Annotated in this window: 14 protein-coding genes; 5 read left to right on the forward strand and 9 right to left on the reverse strand. The window is 38.0% G+C overall.

Translation table 11 applies throughout. The features are described 5' to 3' along the window. Window positions 1-38: 38 nt before the first annotated feature. A complete protein-coding gene (locus tag ABOO_RS00725) occupies window positions 39-869 on the reverse strand; it encodes a transposase (RefSeq protein ID WP_008082381.1) in 831 nt (276 codons plus the stop codon). A gap of 96 nt (window positions 870-965) precedes the next feature. On the opposite strand from ABOO_RS00725, the gene ABOO_RS00730 reads away from it, so the two are divergent. Continuing rightward, a complete protein-coding gene (locus ABOO_RS00730; RefSeq protein WP_008085076.1) occupies window positions 966-2,900 on the forward strand; it encodes a hypothetical protein in 1,935 nt (644 codons plus the stop codon). Between the two features lie 202 nt (window positions 2,901-3,102). On the opposite strand, the gene ABOO_RS00735 is transcribed toward ABOO_RS00730, so the two are convergent. Beyond that, a complete protein-coding gene (locus ABOO_RS00735) occupies window positions 3,103-7,191 on the reverse strand; it encodes a PKD domain-containing protein (RefSeq protein WP_012997050.1) in 4,089 nt (1,362 codons plus the stop codon). A 300-nt stretch (window positions 7,192-7,491) separates the two neighbouring features. Here ABOO_RS00735 and ABOO_RS00740 point away from each other — a divergent pair, with 300 nt between their 5' ends. Both ABOO_RS00740 and ABOO_RS00745 read left to right on the forward strand, forming a co-directional pair. Further along, the gene (locus ABOO_RS00740; protein WP_008084916.1) at window positions 7,492-8,025 is read left to right on the forward strand and encodes a hypothetical protein; all 534 of its coding nucleotides are present in this window, start codon (window positions 7,492-7,494) and stop codon (window positions 8,023-8,025) included. Continuing rightward, on the forward strand, window positions 8,006-8,281 hold the full coding sequence (locus ABOO_RS00745) for a winged helix-turn-helix domain-containing protein (protein ID WP_008084893.1): 276 nt from the start codon (window positions 8,006-8,008) through the stop codon (window positions 8,279-8,281). Before ABOO_RS00740 ends, ABOO_RS00745 begins: the two co-directional genes overlap by 20 nt. Before the next feature lie 16 nt (window positions 8,282-8,297). Here the strand turns inward: ABOO_RS00745 and ABOO_RS00750 are convergent, their stop codons facing one another. The 4 genes from ABOO_RS00750 to ABOO_RS00765 form a co-directional block, all read right to left on the reverse strand. After that, window positions 8,298-9,344 (reverse strand): FlaD/FlaE family flagellar protein, encoded by a 1,047-nt coding sequence (locus ABOO_RS00750; RefSeq protein ID WP_008085102.1) that lies wholly within the window; start codon window positions 9,342-9,344, stop codon window positions 8,298-8,300. A gap of 70 nt (window positions 9,345-9,414) precedes the next feature. Next, window positions 9,415-10,065 carry an archaellin/type IV pilin N-terminal domain-containing protein gene (locus ABOO_RS00755; RefSeq protein ID WP_008085066.1) on the reverse strand — a complete coding sequence of 217 codons (651 nt, stop codon included), beginning with the start codon at window positions 10,063-10,065 and terminating at the stop codon, window positions 9,415-9,417. A 150-nt stretch (window positions 10,066-10,215) separates the two neighbouring features. Then, window positions 10,216-13,101: a hypothetical protein gene (locus ABOO_RS00760; RefSeq protein WP_008085118.1), complete on the reverse strand. Its 2,886-nt coding sequence runs from the start codon at window positions 13,099-13,101 to the stop codon at window positions 10,216-10,218. Further along, window positions 13,076-13,393 (reverse strand): winged helix-turn-helix domain-containing protein, encoded by a 318-nt coding sequence (locus ABOO_RS00765; RefSeq protein ID WP_008084881.1) that lies wholly within the window; start codon window positions 13,391-13,393, stop codon window positions 13,076-13,078. The genes ABOO_RS00760 and ABOO_RS00765 overlap by 26 nt, the downstream gene beginning before the upstream one ends. 216 nt (window positions 13,394-13,609) lie before the next feature. Between ABOO_RS00765 and ABOO_RS00770 the strand changes: the two genes are divergently transcribed. Continuing rightward, window positions 13,610-13,969 carry an ArsR/SmtB family transcription factor gene (locus tag ABOO_RS00770; protein WP_008084843.1) on the forward strand — a complete coding sequence of 120 codons (360 nt, stop codon included), beginning with the start codon at window positions 13,610-13,612 and terminating at the stop codon, window positions 13,967-13,969. On the opposite strand, the gene ABOO_RS00775 is transcribed toward ABOO_RS00770, so the two are convergent. The 3 genes from ABOO_RS00775 to ABOO_RS00785 are packed head-to-tail and all read right to left on the reverse strand — an operon-like array spanning window position 13,941 to window position 16,197. After that, window positions 13,941-14,894: an NAD-dependent epimerase/dehydratase family protein gene (locus ABOO_RS00775; RefSeq protein WP_012997051.1), complete on the reverse strand. Its 954-nt coding sequence runs from the start codon at window positions 14,892-14,894 to the stop codon at window positions 13,941-13,943. The genes ABOO_RS00770 and ABOO_RS00775 overlap by 29 nt on opposite strands. Then, window positions 14,842-15,555: a small multi-drug export protein gene (locus ABOO_RS00780; protein ID WP_008085119.1), complete on the reverse strand. Its 714-nt coding sequence runs from the start codon at window positions 15,553-15,555 to the stop codon at window positions 14,842-14,844. Before ABOO_RS00780 ends, ABOO_RS00775 begins: the two co-directional genes overlap by 53 nt. Before the next feature lie 6 nt (window positions 15,556-15,561). Next, on the reverse strand, window positions 15,562-16,197 hold the full coding sequence (locus ABOO_RS00785) for a fibrillarin-like rRNA/tRNA 2'-O-methyltransferase (RefSeq protein ID WP_008085105.1): 636 nt from the start codon (window positions 16,195-16,197) through the stop codon (window positions 15,562-15,564). Window positions 16,198-16,272: 75 nt separating this feature from the next. Here ABOO_RS00785 and trm14 point away from each other — a divergent pair, with 75 nt between their 5' ends. Then, window positions 16,273-17,343, forward strand: coding sequence for a tRNA (guanine(6)-N2)-methyltransferase (gene trm14, locus ABOO_RS00790; RefSeq protein ID WP_008085052.1), 1,071 nt, complete (start codon window positions 16,273-16,275; stop codon window positions 17,341-17,343).

The following is a 17,343-nucleotide window of genomic DNA, read 5'->3' on the forward strand; positions in this document are numbered from 1 at the left end:
GAAAAACATGAAAAAAGAAGAATAAAAATAAGGAAGGATTAGACATAGAGATCATAGGCAAGAACTTTGAAGAGCAGGAGTTTAGAAGCACCAGAGAAAGAATGGGAAAATATGTAATCTCCAACAACTCTTTTGAAAGAGTGGAAGACTGATTCAATTACATTTCTATGCGAGTACTTCTTTTTCCAGTCAGGTGATTTGCTCTTTTCTAACAATCTCCTTCGCAATCCTCTTCTTGCTTTATTACGGATTGCTATGTATGGAGTTCCTCCTTTATTCAGAACAAATCGTATGTTACGTAGAGAATCATAGCCCTTATCTGCATACACTTCTTTTACTCTCTCTTCCTCCAAAAGAGGAATGAGGTACGGTGAATCGTTAGTGTGCCATTTTGTAACTATTGCATTGGTAATGAGCTTCCTCTCAATATCCACAGCAGCATGCAATTTCAATCCTTCTCTTATTTTTCCTACTTCTCCGATTCGCTGTGTGTAGTAGTATGAACGGTAATAAATTTGAATACCTGTGGAATCCACTGCAAATTTATTGGGTATTCCCATTATTTTCACTATTTCTCTAAGCACAATGCGAATCCATCGTTCTGGTATTCTTCTCAACTCTCTTGAAATTGTGCTTTTATGGGGGATTTTCTTCAATCTCATTACCCTCTTTATCTTTCTCATTTCTCGCACAATCTGGAGCATTCTTTCTATGCTTCCTGCATACTGCACCAGCACTATCAGCATTATGTGCTGGTGCAGAGTGTAGTCCTTCCTAGAATACTTGCTCCAGTAAAGCGGGAGTTTCGCCCTCTTCATTGCTCTTAATCCTATCTTCACAATCTTGTATAACTCTAATTTCCTGCTCATCCTTTATTTATCTCTCCTATTTTATTTTTCTGTAGGGTTGCAACTTACCCTAAACCTAAAAAAAATTAAATAATAGCAAGATAATGCAAGAGTGATATGAGAAGGGTGAAGTTTGGGTGGAAATTCTATCTTATGATAATAACCGCTCTTGCCATAGCAGTACGCTCAATTCCGTCTTGGATTTATTCTGCCTGGGGCACTGATTTTGGTATTTACTATTCTATCACCATAGAATTTCTCATAAAGAAAAATCCATTTTACGAGTACCCTGCAGTTTGGGGCTCATCTGGATATGGCTCTTTTCCTATGTTATACCTAATTATTTTAGGTGCTCATTTCTTAACTGGATTACCTCCTCAACAGCTTCTCCTAAAAATTCCACCCATAATTGGAGGATTAACCATTATTCCCCTCTATATGATTACCTACGAAATTACAAAAGACAGAAAAATTTCACTCATAGCATCGGCCCTTCTGGCCATAAATCCAATCCATGTATACCAAACTTCTATGCCATATCTTCTTACAGTTGGCCATTTCTTTCTACTTTTATCCCTTTACTTTTTCATCAAATGGATTAAAGAGAGAAAATACCTTGGCTTTCTCATAGCTTCATCAATAGCGCTTTTGCTATCCCATCATCTTTCAAACTATATGTACATAATATCCATAACAGGAATAAGTTTAATAGGTGGCTTATACAACTACATTCCAAAGAAAACTGTTAAAAGAGCTTTTGTATTCATCATTTCTTTCACCATTGGCACCATAACCTACTGGATCCTAAGAGTGCCCGGTATGAAATACTTTATGTCTTCTCCTTTTCATTACGCATTACCCTGGTACGGCACAGCTACCATAGGTACAATACTCCTCCTAATTTTATACAAAATAGCCATAACTTACAATCTAAACCATTCGGATAAATTATGGAAAAAGATAAACTCTTTAAAAATAATTAATGTGTTCGCTTTATCTCTAGGATTGTCCATTACCGTGTTTTTGATACTTGCCTTGGTAGGATTGCATGGATACTACATTCCTCCAATAGCCATATTTTATTCAATCCCATTTATGCTAACTATAGGGTTCATAGGAGTTGGATTTGTGAAATTAAAAAAGCATCCTGAATCATTTTACTTCGTTGGTAGCTGGCTTTTATCCATAATAGCGTCTCTCATTGTGGGTTTAATAACCTGGTCTTCTTTGGAGCCCTGGAGACATATAGAATACATGATGGAGCCCTTATCAATAATAGGTGCAATAGGCATTGCATCCATCCTGAATAGTGAGTTTTTCCATAAAATCAGTGTGAGAAAGAGAGTATCTGTATACTTTGAAGGTTTTTCATACACACCTCATAAAATATTTGGAGAAAATACTCTTGAAATATCCAACCCAATACCCATTGGTGGAGCAAAAGTGGTGGGTGATCCTATAACATACGAGGAAAAATATCCAATAGGTAAGGTGTTTAAGACCATATTCATATTCACCATAACCTTCATAGTGCTAATGAGTGGAATTTCAGCATTTCCATTCATGAACCATGTGGAAAGGTCAACACAGGAGGGCATATCTCCAGTTATAATGAGTGGCATAGAATGGCTCAATGAGAATGGAAACAGGAACTATACAGTGGCAACAAATCATATGATAGGCACCATACTGGAAGCGTATGGATTTCCATCTAGCTTTGAATATGACTATGAAATTTGGAACGCTACAAACTGGACAGATTGTATAGATGAACTACAGGGTTTGAACGGTACATATCCACCCATAGGTTATGTACTTATAACCAAGGACATGTACGAAAATGGAGTGTTTGGTTATAACAACAGCCAGAATCCTCTACAACCACCTGTATTTATGGGTAAAGAGGGATACGAAAAATTCCATAGAGAGCCGTTTAAACTTATATACAGGAATGCCACAGCAGACAACTCAAACTGGGTTGAGATATATACCGTTGATTGGCATTACATAAACAACTACCTTCAATCTAAGAAACAAGCGAAAAGCTCCTAATACTACATTCATATCGCATTTTATTATTTTATAAAGTATTATCATGGCTTCCCAATACATAACAGTACTAAGATGCTAGAATTTATCTCCACTAATAAGATGAATAAAAACCATTGAAATTTAACATTCCCTTAGAGAATGTAAAGGATTTTTACAAAAAACTATCTATCTAAAATAAAAATAATAAAAAGGTTAAAGAGGATTACTCCTCCTTTGTTTCTTCTTCAGTTTCTTCTTCAACGGTCTCTTCCTTAGGTGCCTGAGATATCTTGTTCACTTTTGCAAGTACATAGGCAACGAGTATCAGTGTTATTATCACTAGTATCAGCACTCCAATGTTCCAGTAAATTGCTGTATTTATACCACTTGCAGTATTCGATGTAGAAGTCTTGATATTGCTTACATCGGTCTGCATTGTTCCAAGATCTGTCTGTATGGTTGCAACTCCGTTCTTTATGTCTGTAACTGTACCCTTGATATCACCAAGGGTTGTCTGAATAGTAACAATGCTACCTTTGAGATCCTTTATGCCATTTGCATTGCTAACTACTGTTGCATTTATTGCATCAAGCTTCACATTCACCGTTCCAATATCCGTCTGTATGGTTGCAACATCGCCCTGTAGCTTGGTTATCTTGGCATCCAAATTGTTCAAGGAGGTCTGTATATTGCCAATGTCTGTCTTTATCGTGGCTATGCCATTCTGAATGTCTGTTATCTTGGCATCCAAATTGTTCAAGGAGGTCTGTATATTGCCAATGTCTGTCTTTATCGTGGCTATGCCATTCTGAATGTCTGTTATCTTGGCATCCAAATTGTTCAAGGAGGTCTGTATATTGCCAATGTCTGTCTTTATCGTGGCTATGCCATTCTGAATGTCTGTTATATTTGCATTTAAATCACTTAACTTAGCATTAAGAGTTGAACCCATTGTCTTAATTTCTACTATTCCGTTCTCTACGCTTGTAAATCCATTATTAATAGCATTCATTAGGTTATCTCTGCTTACATTCACCTCATGCCATACTCCATTGATAGCAGCCAATATTGTATCTAAGTTAGGACCTACATTACCCTGGGCTATCACAGTAAGTTGAGCAGTAGCATATGGATGAGCAGAATATGCATTATAGAAATATGTCTGCCAAGTGTGGGTATAAGTATCATAATTAGTTATTGCCAATGTATACGAATATGTAACCTCCAGAGTATACACTGCATTTACGTTAGGAACATTAGGCATTACAAAGCTAGCCATTATAGTACCATTTTCATCCCAATCAGCCCATCCTGCATAAGCAATATAACTATTTCCACTTGGATTTACAAGTTCAGCTTCAACTCTCACAGAGACTACTTGTACTATAGTTGGAGGCATAGTTGCATTTATATCCTCGTAAACCGCAGTAGCTGTTTCATTTATTACATTAGATACAACTACTACAGCCACTGAATATATATCTGGATTCTCAAACTCTATAGTTATCATAGGCACTGAAGTTATAGCATAGATAGTATAGTTATGGGTTGAAGAATCGTGCATAAGCCATACATAGGTGTAGTCGTGAGTATGTGATATATCGCCCCACATTGCATTTACCACAAAGCTTACTGATCCAGGAACACTTATAGAATAAGCTGATTGATCGATACTTGCTATCGTTAAATATGGCTCTGCCCACACTGTGTAATAAAGAGACTCCCTGTATGGGAAGGAACTTGGATAGTTGGAGACTACATAGGCCTCAATACCCATATTTCCATCTGCATAGCTATCATTGTAAATCAATACAAATTTGTAGTGAGCCTCTTTTGTAGCTCCAACCGGATACACATCGGTCCAGTAAGAGACAGATGTTGTGGTAGAATTAACCCATCCATAGAACTCTCCATTGAGGTAAACTACACCCCACACTGATCCATCAAAGTACATAGAGACATGATATGGTGGTACTCCCCCACTAATATTTAGCCACAGAGTGAATGAGTAACTATCATTTAACAAAGTTCTCAAAGGATGTGGTCCCAGTGTTTGGTTTCCGCGATAAGGGAGAGCATAAGAATAATGACTTGAACCTGTAAATTCAACCTGCAACTTGCTAGGCGGTGTCACATATATAGTAACCTTGAATGGCCCTTTATACTGTGTGAAGGCATTAGATAATACATTTCCATCCAAGACATACCCCTGAGCAGGGCTCGGAGTCGAATAGACCACAACAAATGACATGTTGTAATAACGTTTACCGTCTGGAGCAGTATAGTAAACCAGATTAGACACTGTCCAATTACCATTAGAGTCAGGACCGCTTATTGTCTCATTAACATCATTTGTATATACATTACTTACCGTGCCATTAGGATTGAAATTCACTGAATATAGACCATCTCCTCCGCTTATATTCACATATATTGTTATCGGCAATCCAGCTGTAATCTTAGCAGGATATGGCTCAGACCAGATCACATAGGATATGGGTGGATATGAAACCACATGTACTATACTTGTAGCCGTCTCGTGATTAGTTGCATTATATGCACTACCATAATTAACTGTAGCCTTAGCAGTGTAATCACCAGGCAGGATGTTACCACCATATACCTGAACAGGTAGAGCAGGAGTTGTACTTTCATTTATTTCAAATGGAGTTGTGTTATATATTATTGCACCGGGTGTTCCATTAGTGAAAGTATACACATGATACCAAGTAGGCCAAGAACCAGTACCATTGTAAAATGTCACATTTATGGTAGCAGCACCGCTACTATTTAGCTGTATATTCCATATATCAATCACAAAGGATACATTACCCCCTATAGGCACATTTACGGATGCCGGTAGAAGTTGAATTGTGAGATTTGCACTTTTAACTATTATAGTATATGTATTGCTATATACGATATTATTTGTATGATCAGTTACCTTGAAAACAAAGTGATATGTTCCTGGTGATGAATCATCGAATGTCCACACATAAAACGGAGTATCGCTTGGTAGAGCTGTGGTACCTGTAGCAACAACATAGTTAGTAGTGGCATTTATCAATTGCCATGTATACCCGGGTGTTCCACCAGTTATATTTGCATATAGATTTATACCTGCTGCTGCTTCTCCAGGAGTTACAACTTTAGGACTTGTGGTATTAAATATTACCCAAGCACCAGTAGAGTTCTGAGTCATATTACCTAAATAAGCCTTTAGAGGACCTGGGAACACACGAAGCTGTCGAACTTTTTCAACACTATCTCCTAAGGAGTCATTTACATAGACCTTAATCTGATAATTGCCAGGTACTTTGTAGGTATGATAGAACTTAAGTGGTGGATTATATACATATCCATATCCCCAATAGCTATGGTTGCCATCTCCCCACAGTACAGTTATATTATAAATACCTGTTCCGTTAATTGGCCAAACTTTCAAAGTCTCTTGCTTGTATGTAAATCCAGGATTTGGTGAAATTGTAACATTGGCATCAAGTGGTCCATAATTGGTATTCACATTAGAGTATGTTATAGTAATGCGATAGGTCCAGGTATACCAGTTTGTCGCGTTGTCCCATGCTCGTACGTATATTAGATACTCGCCAGGATTTGTATATGTATAATTAAAAGTCCCTGTAGGTGCGTAATAACCATAGAGGTGCCCCCAACCGTCACCGAAGTCCACATACATCTTATAATATGTATGGTTATTAATGTAAAATGGAAATCCCCCTGTAATCTTATAAGAGAAGAACACTTTCTCTCCAACTGCAGGATTTTGAGTATCCACTGTAACACTAACTTCTAATTTAGGATCCACATATACCTTCTTTGTAGTTGTAGCTGTATTTCCTACCCCATCTTTAACTGTAAGACTCACGATATGAACACCTGGCTGTTTAAAAATATGCACCGCAGATGTCCCTTGCACTATAGAACCATCATCAAATGTCCAAGTATAATGATAAGGCGGTACACCTCCAGTTACTCCTCCTGAGACTGTAAACATCGTAGGTTCACCCACCACAGGATAATGCGGGTCTGCCCATATGTTTCCTATTACTATACCGGGAGATTTTGTATATTCTTTGTTGATGGCATTAGGCAATGTAATGCCCACGGAGCCTTGTAGAAGGGCTGTATTATTTCCTAAATCCGTACTCACTTCCATAGCTCCACTAGATTTAACCTGTGAAGAAGTGTTAGTTTGTGCACTGGCATTCCCCGTCATTACTGAAAAACCACTAACTAGTACTAAGGATATCACTAAAACCGCTAACAATATTCTTTTCGTTTCTACTTTCATTTTTCCATCCTCCTTATTTTTAACACTCCTCCTATTGGTTTATAGGGGAATGTCTTGACAGATAACCATATGAGATATTGCATATAAATGCTTTTCGGTTTAATCATCCAAAAAACTTAAATATTAAAAGATGAAAAATCGCAAGAAGAAATAGTAAAAAACCACTCCTCTTTGAAAGCCGACTATTGTTTGACATGTTGACAGACAAAATAAGGCTATATTTTTAAACAATATCAACATTTTAGCTGACAAGAACCAAATAAGAAAAACTTTTAAAGTTCCAAAGCATTGCGACTATTAATGGAGCTTATAATTGCGATTATAGGTTTTCTGATGTCTATAGTGCCTTTAATTGTATTGCCTTTAAAGATTAGAGCGGGGAAAATACACTATTTCTTACTTTACATCTTTCTCGTGCTTTTCTACCTTTCCTACATTGGCTATTCCATATGGCACTATGACATCTTTATAATGTTAATCTATATTTTCGAAATGCTATTCTTTCTGAACATGTATCGTGCATACTTGAAAAAAGAGTTCTTCTTCGTAGCACCTTTCATAGCATACTCAAGTGACCTTGCCATTATATTCTCATTCTATTTCATAACCTTCAACCTTGTGGAGATAGGAAAAAATGTTCTGGCTAAAAAGGGTACTTCACCCATAGTTTTATATTCCCTGATTTCCTTTGAATTAGCAGTTATCGCCCAACTTCTTACAATAATAAGCCAACATCAATACCTCAATATCATTATAACCTCGCTATTCTTGGCAGGCACTGCACTTTTCATAATTCCAGGACTGAGGGTGGCTTATGAAAAAGAAAAGATCTAAGAGCAGAGTTGTATTCGATGTATTATCCATAATTGCCCAAGAGGATAAATGCACAGTTTCAATCATATTACGCAGGGCTAATGTATCATACTCTGTTTTTAAGGAAATTGAAGAAAATCTAAAAAAGAAAAATTTAATTGAGGTAAAAACGAATGGAGGAAAGAGCATTTACAAAATCACAAAGGATGGTAAAGAATTCTTGAAAGAATGGCGTAAATTTAAAAGATTGATGGAGCTCTACGGGTTAGAGCCATAAAAAATAATGAAAATGTTTAAACCCCGTGGTACTCCCACAGGGATTTTTTGAATTTCTCGATTTCCTGTTCTAAGGAATTCAGGCGGTCCTTGTTCACCTCCACACCTGCAATCTTCATTATGAAGAGCAATGATTTTAGATGATCCTCTGCGCTCAATCTCCAATCTTCAACCTTCTTGTATATTCTGGGCTTTGGTGCCCTTATAGTTCCAGCAGGCGTTTCTATCTCAGCTTCTATCTCTTCCTCAGGGAAGTACTTGGTAACATCTTGAACCTCACCTCTCGCGTATGCCATTATCTCTGACTTCACTTCTTTACTTATCCAGCCAATGTCCACATAGTAGTCCAAGAGCAATGTAATTTTGTCCCTTTTCACTCTTTCAAACAGGAACTCGATCCAGCGCATTAGGAGCACTATGGTGTAATAGTCCTTCTTGATATGCTTGAGTATCGGACCCTCACCTGGTTTCGGTAGCTCTGGTTCTTTCCTTCTCTCTTCCACTGGGGCTGGATTCTCTTGTACATACTCCCTTTGCTTTTCCTTAGGCATTTCCCTTGGCTTCTCTTCTGGAATCTGCGTGCTTTCTTCAAACACTGAAGGTATTATCCCTGGCTCTTCCGGTGGTATGACGGTATCTGGAGTTATGGGCATCTCTCTCCTTTCGCCCATCTCTATGAATGGATTGATCTTCTGTGAAACTACCTCGTAGATATCAAGGAGTCTCTTGATATTATCCTGCATCTCCTCGTTTACTTTCCTGATCTCGCTGATTTCATTTTCCAAAGAGCCAATCATTGAATCGTGGCGCTCGATTTTTGCTTGAAACTCGTCTATCTTCCTTGAGATGTCATCGAGCTTCGTTGTAAGCTCATCTATATCCAAACCCTTGAGGGCTGTACCCAGCACCTTCTCAATTTCAGCATCGTTTATCCCTGCCTCGGAGATTTCAGGCACTGCCTCTGCAGGTATCTCTGGAATCTCTGGCTCCTCTACCTTCTTTGTCTTCTTTGCTTTTTTCGCTGGCTTCTTCTCTTTTTTCTTCTTTTTAAACAACCCTGCCATTTTTTATCACCTCCAAGGTTCAAAGGTTTTCTGGTACCCTAGTACCCTAGTACAAAGAAAGTCAAAGAGTTCAGTAGAGGTCCACGTACTTAGTTGTCAAGGTTGCAGGCACCATGAATGCTGCATATGTGGGCACACCATGCTTGGGTATTATCTGCAAGGTTACCTGAGACTGCGGAGTGAGGTTCAATCCTGCCGCAGTTGCATTTATTATCAGCATAACTATGTCTCCCTGAGTAACTACCCTCTGATTATCCCAATTCTGCGGTGGCATATCCCTTAGGATTTTAGCAGTAAAAGTAGTATTAGCCAGCCATTCACCAGTAGCTGCAAGTTTTACTTGACCAGCAGTGGTAGTTATATCCACATTAGTATAGTTCAAGGTTACATCCTTTGTGCCATCAGTCAGTTCAATTAGCACATTTCTCATATCAATGGCAGGGCTTCCAGCTATCAGACCAACTTTGATCTGTATAATGCCTACTTTGGGTGCAGATGGTGTACTGTTATCAACTATACCACCAACATGTATTATCTTGAATCCAGTGGCAACATCCTGAATGGCTATGTTACCCGTCTCCTCAGCCTGCTGCTGCAGCTGGTACGCTGTTTGTATGAGCACCGTTGCGGCAACGGCAGCCACGATAATCATTGCTATGAAGATTATCAGGGTGCCGATGCCCATTTCGCCTTTTTCTTTCTTATTCCAAACCTTCTTCATCTTTCATCACCTCGGGTCTCTCTTTTTATTCATGAGCCCTTTTCTTTGGGCTCCAAAATGAAATATGGTAAGGGGTTTAAAAATATTTAGTTACAATTCTATAAAAATGATTAAAATTTTTAATTCTCACTCAAGAAAATCATGGCAGGATCATTCTCTAAACTTTATGAAGTAAACAATCACACCCACAATAACTGCAGCCGCTATGATCACATAAGTTAGATTGCCCATTATAAAATCACCTATCTTTTCCCATATACTCTTCTCTCCAACTCTGAACTCCACGGTAACATTCTTTGTAATATGAGATGCTGACCTGAAAATAATGGTAGCTTTATGCATCCCATTTGTAAGATTCGTTGCCAGAGTTATAGTAACATTGACAGTTTGATTTTGCTTAACATACACGCTTGTCACATTTGTGAAATTCTTATGGTTATAGTACAAAATCCATGTGGCATTTGTTTTCTCAGCCAATTTTGGAATGAGCATAATCAACTCGGGAGTATTGCCCACATTTCTTATTATGGCCGCCAATACAACCTTCTTTCCCTGCGATAAAACTTTTACATTCACAATGAACTGATGGCTCTCTTGAACAGTTAAGAGGAGAGGTACTGAAGCCAGAGACCTGTTATCATAGTTCACATTAAAATCTACCTTGTACGAGCCTGCAGGCATATAAGGAGGAAGATAGGTATGCAGAATAACTATATAACTTCCTTGCGGATTTAATACAAGAGAGGCATTTGATATGTATGAGAACTGCGCTGCATTTCCACTCAATTTTATGGTAAATAGATCTCTCATATTGCCCTCGTTTACAACTTTTATCCTCGCAGTATAATAATAAGTTCCATTTTCAATAAGCGATAGTATGGAAACTGATGCCTTGTGAACCGGCTTAACTATTACCATAATTGATGCTTTTTTAGTTATATTCAACCTTGATGATTTTATTGTCAAATTTAGATAGTTCTTTGTAAATCCGTATGTACCATTTGGCACAAGAAGAGTTATATAAATAGATTTTGAAGAATGATAACTTACATTCAATTTGCTCTCATACATCATTGGCCAATTTTTAGATTGATGCAGATTTAGAATATAAGTATCATTGCAATTTCCTGTGTTTTCAATTATCAGCTCTATATTTATTTTCTTTCCAGGAAGAACTGTGTACATGGGCGCATATTCAACATTAAAATTCACATAAGGCAAAACTCTAACAGTTATATTTCTCATCTCCACAATGCCACTTGAAATGGAGCGAACTGTAAGATTCATTGTATAATTTCCAACTATGGTGGATCTGTATATATAAACTGAGAAATTCACAATTTCATTTTCACTCTCATTCAATCTAACTTTTTTAAAATCAGGTTGAACTTTGAACAAGGTAGTATTGTAGAGAATTCTCATAGTATAATTATCCACCCAGTTTCCAGTATTGCTCAAATAAACGCTTATATTGCTCCACCTGCCAGCAGGGAGATAATAAACGGGATTTGTGGATATATTAAAGGAGTAATGCTTCACATAAATCATTTTTTCCATCGCGTTATTACTCTCATTTGTCTCAATAATATGATTAAATGGATCTATAAAAATCTTAACTCTATGCCATCCTGGAGTTGCATTAAGGATCTCTTCCACATTTACCACATTATTAATGTAAACATTTCTCAATAGGGTTAAATTTCCGTCCAGATAAATTCCATAGGTGGTAGTAAGAGGAACGGAAGAGTACAAACTCGCCTTTAGAGTTATATTTGAGCCTTGCGCATACAAACTCATACTCTCAACCTTCAAGTCAGGGAATTCGGCACTTCTAAAATAGAGATAAAACTTGCCATTTACCTCTTTCTGCCACACAATACCTATGGTCCTATCATTTACCGATATGGAAGGAAAGAAAGAGTTGGAGGCACTGATATTCAAAACCTTCCCTATCTTGTTTCCATTTAAATCATAGATTGAAAATTTTATCACGCCCATCGGATTATCGTTCCAAACTACAAACATTCTATTGTGAATCACGGCAAGATGCGGATACATAGAATCTATTTTATCTGCAACTGTGAGATTTGTATCATCCACCTCCGTATATCCAGATGAGCTTAATCGAGTAAATATTACTTCGTAGGCAAGGCGCTCTCTTGAGCAGGAAAACACGGTGTATAGGGAGTTATTATAATAGTAAGATTCCACCGTGCTCTTAGGAGATACCACGGAGATCCTTCTTATCTCTGTTAAGAAACTTCCTTTAGGACTCAATTTTCTATAAAATATACTATAGCCGGGTGTGGTTGAATAACCTACCCAGAAGATATGCACATCATTATTATTATCCACTACAATTGAAGGTCTCATTGAATCCATATAAGATTGGGAAACCAAAATAGGCGAGAATAGAGGAGTGCCATAAGAGTCCAATTTATCGTACATAATCTCCCAATGTGAGCCATTCAACTCTTGCCACACGAGGTCAATATCTCCATTAGAATCTACAGCAATTTTTGGATTTATACAATCCGTATTTATTTTCCTAACAGGTATTGGGGGAATCTCTATCAGAATGTTCTTGTTGCTGTAAAGCAATCTTGAGAAGTATATTGCCCAATGTCCACTTACATACCTTTGCCACACAATATAGATATGATCTCCCATAACTCCTATGACCGGATTAGTATCATTACCTTTAAAATGGGTTATTCTGGTATCATTCACAACCTTAAAACCATCTGGTCTTACTCTCAAATAATATATATCCCACTCTCCATTTCTATCATCTTGCCAGACAATATTGTAATTTCCATCACCACTCCTCATAATTTGCGGTTTTGTAGAATTGCCCAACCAAGTGAGTCTTGATGTCTCTCTCCAAATTATATTATTCATCAAAACCTCGCTATTTCCCTCTTTTAAATCTGATGATGAATGCGACATACCCCCAAATAACACGGGAAAGAGCAAGAATGCAAGAAGAGCGAAAGTCGCTACTCTAACCTTATAAAATTGGTGCTTCGATCTCATAGTTCTCTCCATCTGCAATCATATTTATCTTCATTTTATTTCCCTCGAAATCAAGAACTGCACTAAAATCGTTGATTCTCGATTTATACTTCAACCTCTTTCCCACCTTCTCTTCCATGAGCAATCCCATTTCCACAAGTTTCTTTATGCGTCTGTAGCATACCGTTACAGGTATATTGTACTCCCTACTCAATTCTCTAATTCCCTTTGCTCTCATAGATGTGCCCAGGAGTATCTGCGATGAATACCTGTCCATAAACACGCTCACCATGCTCTTTGCCTCAAGGTTCATACTTCCCCATTCCACCCATCCATTATTAAATTTTTGGAAAAATTTTTATAAATTAAAACTTATCAATCAAAATCATACTTGTTTTCCATCAGTTATTCTCAAGAAATATTCTCACAGGATATTAGCAGAAGTAATTACTCTCTCATAATTATCCAAAGAGAAAATTGCCACGAAAGTTTTTTAAATGGTTATCAAAATGCGAACATGGGGATGCATATGGTAGACAAGCATGCATTAACTCTGGTATTGATGGACGAATACAATCTCAAAATACTAGCGGCATCGGCCATAAAACCCGTTTCTGTGAGGGAGATTGCTTACAGATTTGACATTCCGCTTGCAAGCGCATACAGAAAGATAAAGGAATTGGAGAGTATGGGACTAATAAAAGTAGACGGAACTCGCTTGACTCCCGACGGAAAGAGATACAAGCTCTATCGCTCTCAAGTGGAGAATTTTGAAGTGAGCTACCATAAAGATAAACTGAAGATAAAATTACACATAAAATGGCAGGAGCCACAGATAATAGAGAGAGATATACTCTCCCCTACACCCCAAGAGAATTTAATTCATTGAGCAAATGCCTTGCAGTTAGCCTAACGCTTTCTTCACTATTGTATTTTGGTTTCCATCCGTAGGATTTTATTTTTTCTATTGAAAGAAGCATCTTTGGCACATCACCCTTCCATCCACGCTTTCCTCCGGTGAATTTGTATTTTACATCCTGCAATCCCATTTCTTCAACGATTATATCTGCTATCTTCCGCACATTGATCCAGTCCTCGCTTCCAATATTGAATATTTCCACATCCCTTTTGCGATTTTTATACCCAAATATTATGGCATCCACACAATCCTTTACATAGAGATACGATTTTGTTTGTGTTCCATCCCCTAAAATCTCCAGTTCATGCATATTCCTTTTTAATTTCATTATGAAATCGTAAATTACACCATGGGTGCTCCTTGGTCCCACAATATTCGCAAATCTATATATGACTGCACTCATACCAAATGTGTGAGCATAGGATGTAATGAACGCTTCAGCTCCCAATTTTGATGCTCCATAAAGAGAAATTGGTATCAATGGTCCGTAACCCTCCGGAGTGGGTATCTCATTTGCCTCACCGTACACGGTGGATGTGGATGTGAAAATTATATCTTTAACATCATTCAAGCGCATGGCTTCAAGCACATTGTAGGTGGCAATAACATTCTGCTCCAGATGCACATGTGTATCACTTGCTCCCAATCTAACATCTGGATTTGCAGCCACATGGTAAACGAGCTCTACGCCTTCCATCTCCTCCTTTAATTTTTCAAAATCAAGGAGATCCGCCTGCACAAATTTGAAATTCTCTTTGCCCATATGCTCCTTTATAAACTCCATTTTTCCAGAACTGAGATTATCGTAAACCAATACTTCGTGCTCTTCCTCCATCAAAGCATCAACGATGTGACTTCCTATGAATCCTGCTCCACCCGTCACCATTATTTTCATTTTTCTCACCTCTAAGCCAAAGGTACACAACCACAAACACGAGGATGAATATAACTATTCCCCCAACTGCAAATATACCCCATTCTTTAAAGCTCCAGAGTGAGAAATAGGCAAGCAGGGCTATTATAAAGCTTCCGGTAAACGAGCCAACTACCACGGATAAGAGAATCTTGAATTCGTTCATCGCCAAGAGCCTGCCAATAAGAGCAGCTGTGAATCCTCCCGAGCCCTGAAATGGTATGGCAACAAAGGCGGCTAGGCCTGCATAGGCAAATTTTCTTATCACCGTATGCTTTTCCCACTTTTTCTTACCTACCTCTTCTATCTTTCTCACATATATATTCAGCAATGGCACATACTTGAGAAGGTCCCAGTTCCATACAGTCCACCAGGCAACAATGGAATCTATAACTGTAATCAAAGCAGCCGCAATTAAGACCCCATAAAATCCATAAATGGGAGAGAAGATTACAACTAAAGCAGGCACCATACTCTCCTTCCCCGCAGGGGGAATTAGATACAATAGAAGAATAGTGCCCACCTTTAAAAACAATGAAGGAAAAACCATATAAAGAGTGATAATGAAAATGGTACCTGCATAGATAGGATAGAGAAAATGATAAAGACGAACTACAAACACAGCCATTGTTTCTCTATCCATAAAAATTCACTTCCTAACCACAATAGCATAATGGTCTTTCTGATACTTTGAAATATTTATGATCTCCTCAATTGAATAAAGTTCTCCTATCTTCCTTGCCTTTTCTTTCATTATTTCTTTTGGCTTTTTTCTCACATCTATAGTCCTGGTTTTTAGCATCAAATATCCAAATTTTGGAGCATAGAACTCCATATTTTTCAAAAATATCTCCACCTGGTCTCTCTGAGATACATCCTGATAAATTATATTAGGCTTCTCCACAAATATTGCATAATGTTCAGGATACCTTGCATCATCCAGAATTGGAACTATATTGTCTCTTCTCTCTCCAAGATGCACGAGTTTCTGCATGGACATAGGAGATATCTCGACAGCCCATACAAGCTCCGCTATATCCGAAAGATGGCTAACTGTTGTGCCCGTAGAAGCTCCCAAATAGAGAATCTTTGAACCTTTAAAATGAAAATTCTCAAGGTGCAGGTGCATGGCTGCACTTAGCTTGCTTCTCACTGGCTCCCACCTCCTGTAAAATCTCCCTTTTATCTCAAGAACTCTCTCGCCATAAACGCTCTCTTTGAACTTTGATTTTGTGTAAAATCCCTTGCCATCGGTGTAAACCCCGGGGTATCTGGAGCTTCGCATAGCAGAAGATATTTGGGAATGTATTTAATACTTCGCCTTAGCAAGATTTTTTATTGAGCGTTCTTATAGACCCGTATGCTCTTTCTTTCCACTACGGTGCATGGCTTGGAAGACATAGCAGCAAGGGAAATAGAGAAATTTGGCGCAAGAATTTTGGAATTGAAAACTGGAAAAGTTATATACGAAGGAAATGAAGAATTAATTTACAGATTAAATTATGGGGCTAAAAGAATATTTCGCATTGCAGTAATCCTCTCGATGGGAAAGATAAAGGAATTGGAGGATACAAGAAAATTCGTGCAAGAAGCAGATTTTTGCATAAATACCACGTTTGCCGTGAGAACTAAGAGAAGAGGAGAGCATGATTTCACGAGCATGGATGTGAATGCAGTTGTTGGAGAGGAAATTTTGAAAAAATGTCCAAAGGCGAAGGTGAATTTAGACAACCCAAATTTAACATTCCTATGCTGGGTTGATAATGAGAATTTTATATTTACCATAGACACCACTGGCGAGAGTTTGCACCGCAGGGGATATCGCATATATCAGCATCCTGCCCCAATAAATCCAGTACTCGCCTCTTTGATGCTTAAGTTTGCGGGATGGAATGGAGAGAAAATGGTAGATCCTTTCTGTGGCTCTGGGACTATTCCGATAGAGGCATATCACAATTACAACAGAGTCCCAAACAAGTTCAGGACATTCAATTTTCCCAAACTTCCTTTTTTTGATGAGGCTCTTTGGAATGGTATAAAGGAAGAAATGGATAAAAGCGAGAGAAATAAGAGATTGGAGCTGTATTGCGTTGAAAAATTCAAAAAGCATGTGAATGGGTGCAAGTTAAATGCTAAAAATGCAGGAGCAAGGTTCTCATGCCTACAGGGAGATGCAGAGAACATGCACAAATTTGTTGATTATGCACCTTTTATAATAACAAACCCTCCATTCGGACTGCGCATAGGCTCAAAGAAGAAGATTTTCAAATTATATGAGGAGTTTGCAAAAGAGCTTGAAGAGCATTTCTCCGGCGCAATCTTAACTCTAATAATTCCTTACAAAAAATTTGAAAATTATTTTGAAGTGCTTGAGAAGAGAGACATTATGTACGGAGAACTGCAAACAAAAATTTACAGGTTTAAAATATAA

It is taken from the genome of Aciduliprofundum boonei T469, from assembly GCF_000025665.1.
GTDB classification, from domain to species: domain Archaea; phylum Thermoplasmatota; class Thermoplasmata; order Thermoplasmatales; family Aciduliprofundaceae; genus Aciduliprofundum; species Aciduliprofundum boonei.

Coding starts and splice junctions, on each gene's coding strand:
- ABOO_RS00725 (WP_008082381.1), bottom strand. CDS start 869: ATGAGCAGGAAATTAGAGTTATACAAGATTGTGAAGATAGGATTAAGA.
- ABOO_RS00730 (WP_008085076.1), top strand. CDS start 966: ATGAGAAGGGTGAAGTTTGGGTGGAAATTCTATCTTATGATAATAACC.
- ABOO_RS00735 (WP_012997050.1), bottom strand. CDS start 7,191: ATGAAAGTAGAAACGAAAAGAATATTGTTAGCGGTTTTAGTGATATCC.
- ABOO_RS00740 (WP_008084916.1), top strand. CDS start 7,492: ATGGAGCTTATAATTGCGATTATAGGTTTTCTGATGTCTATAGTGCCT.
- ABOO_RS00745 (WP_008084893.1), top strand. CDS start 8,006: ATGAAAAAGAAAAGATCTAAGAGCAGAGTTGTATTCGATGTATTATCC.
- ABOO_RS00750 (WP_008085102.1), bottom strand. CDS start 9,344: ATGGCAGGGTTGTTTAAAAAGAAGAAAAAAGAGAAGAAGCCAGCGAAA.
- ABOO_RS00755 (WP_008085066.1), bottom strand. CDS start 10,065: ATGAAGAAGGTTTGGAATAAGAAAGAAAAAGGCGAAATGGGCATCGGC.
- ABOO_RS00760 (WP_008085118.1), bottom strand. CDS start 13,101: ATGAGATCGAAGCACCAATTTTATAAGGTTAGAGTAGCGACTTTCGCT.
- ABOO_RS00765 (WP_008084881.1), bottom strand. CDS start 13,393: ATGAACCTTGAGGCAAAGAGCATGGTGAGCGTGTTTATGGACAGGTAT.
- ABOO_RS00770 (WP_008084843.1), top strand. CDS start 13,610: ATGGTAGACAAGCATGCATTAACTCTGGTATTGATGGACGAATACAAT.
- ABOO_RS00775 (WP_012997051.1), bottom strand. CDS start 14,894: ATGAAAATAATGGTGACGGGTGGAGCAGGATTCATAGGAAGTCACATC.
- ABOO_RS00780 (WP_008085119.1), bottom strand. CDS start 15,555: ATGGATAGAGAAACAATGGCTGTGTTTGTAGTTCGTCTTTATCATTTT.
- ABOO_RS00785 (WP_008085105.1), bottom strand. CDS start 16,197: ATGCGAAGCTCCAGATACCCCGGGGTTTACACCGATGGCAAGGGATTT.
- trm14 (WP_008085052.1), top strand. CDS start 16,273: ATGCTCTTTCTTTCCACTACGGTGCATGGCTTGGAAGACATAGCAGCA.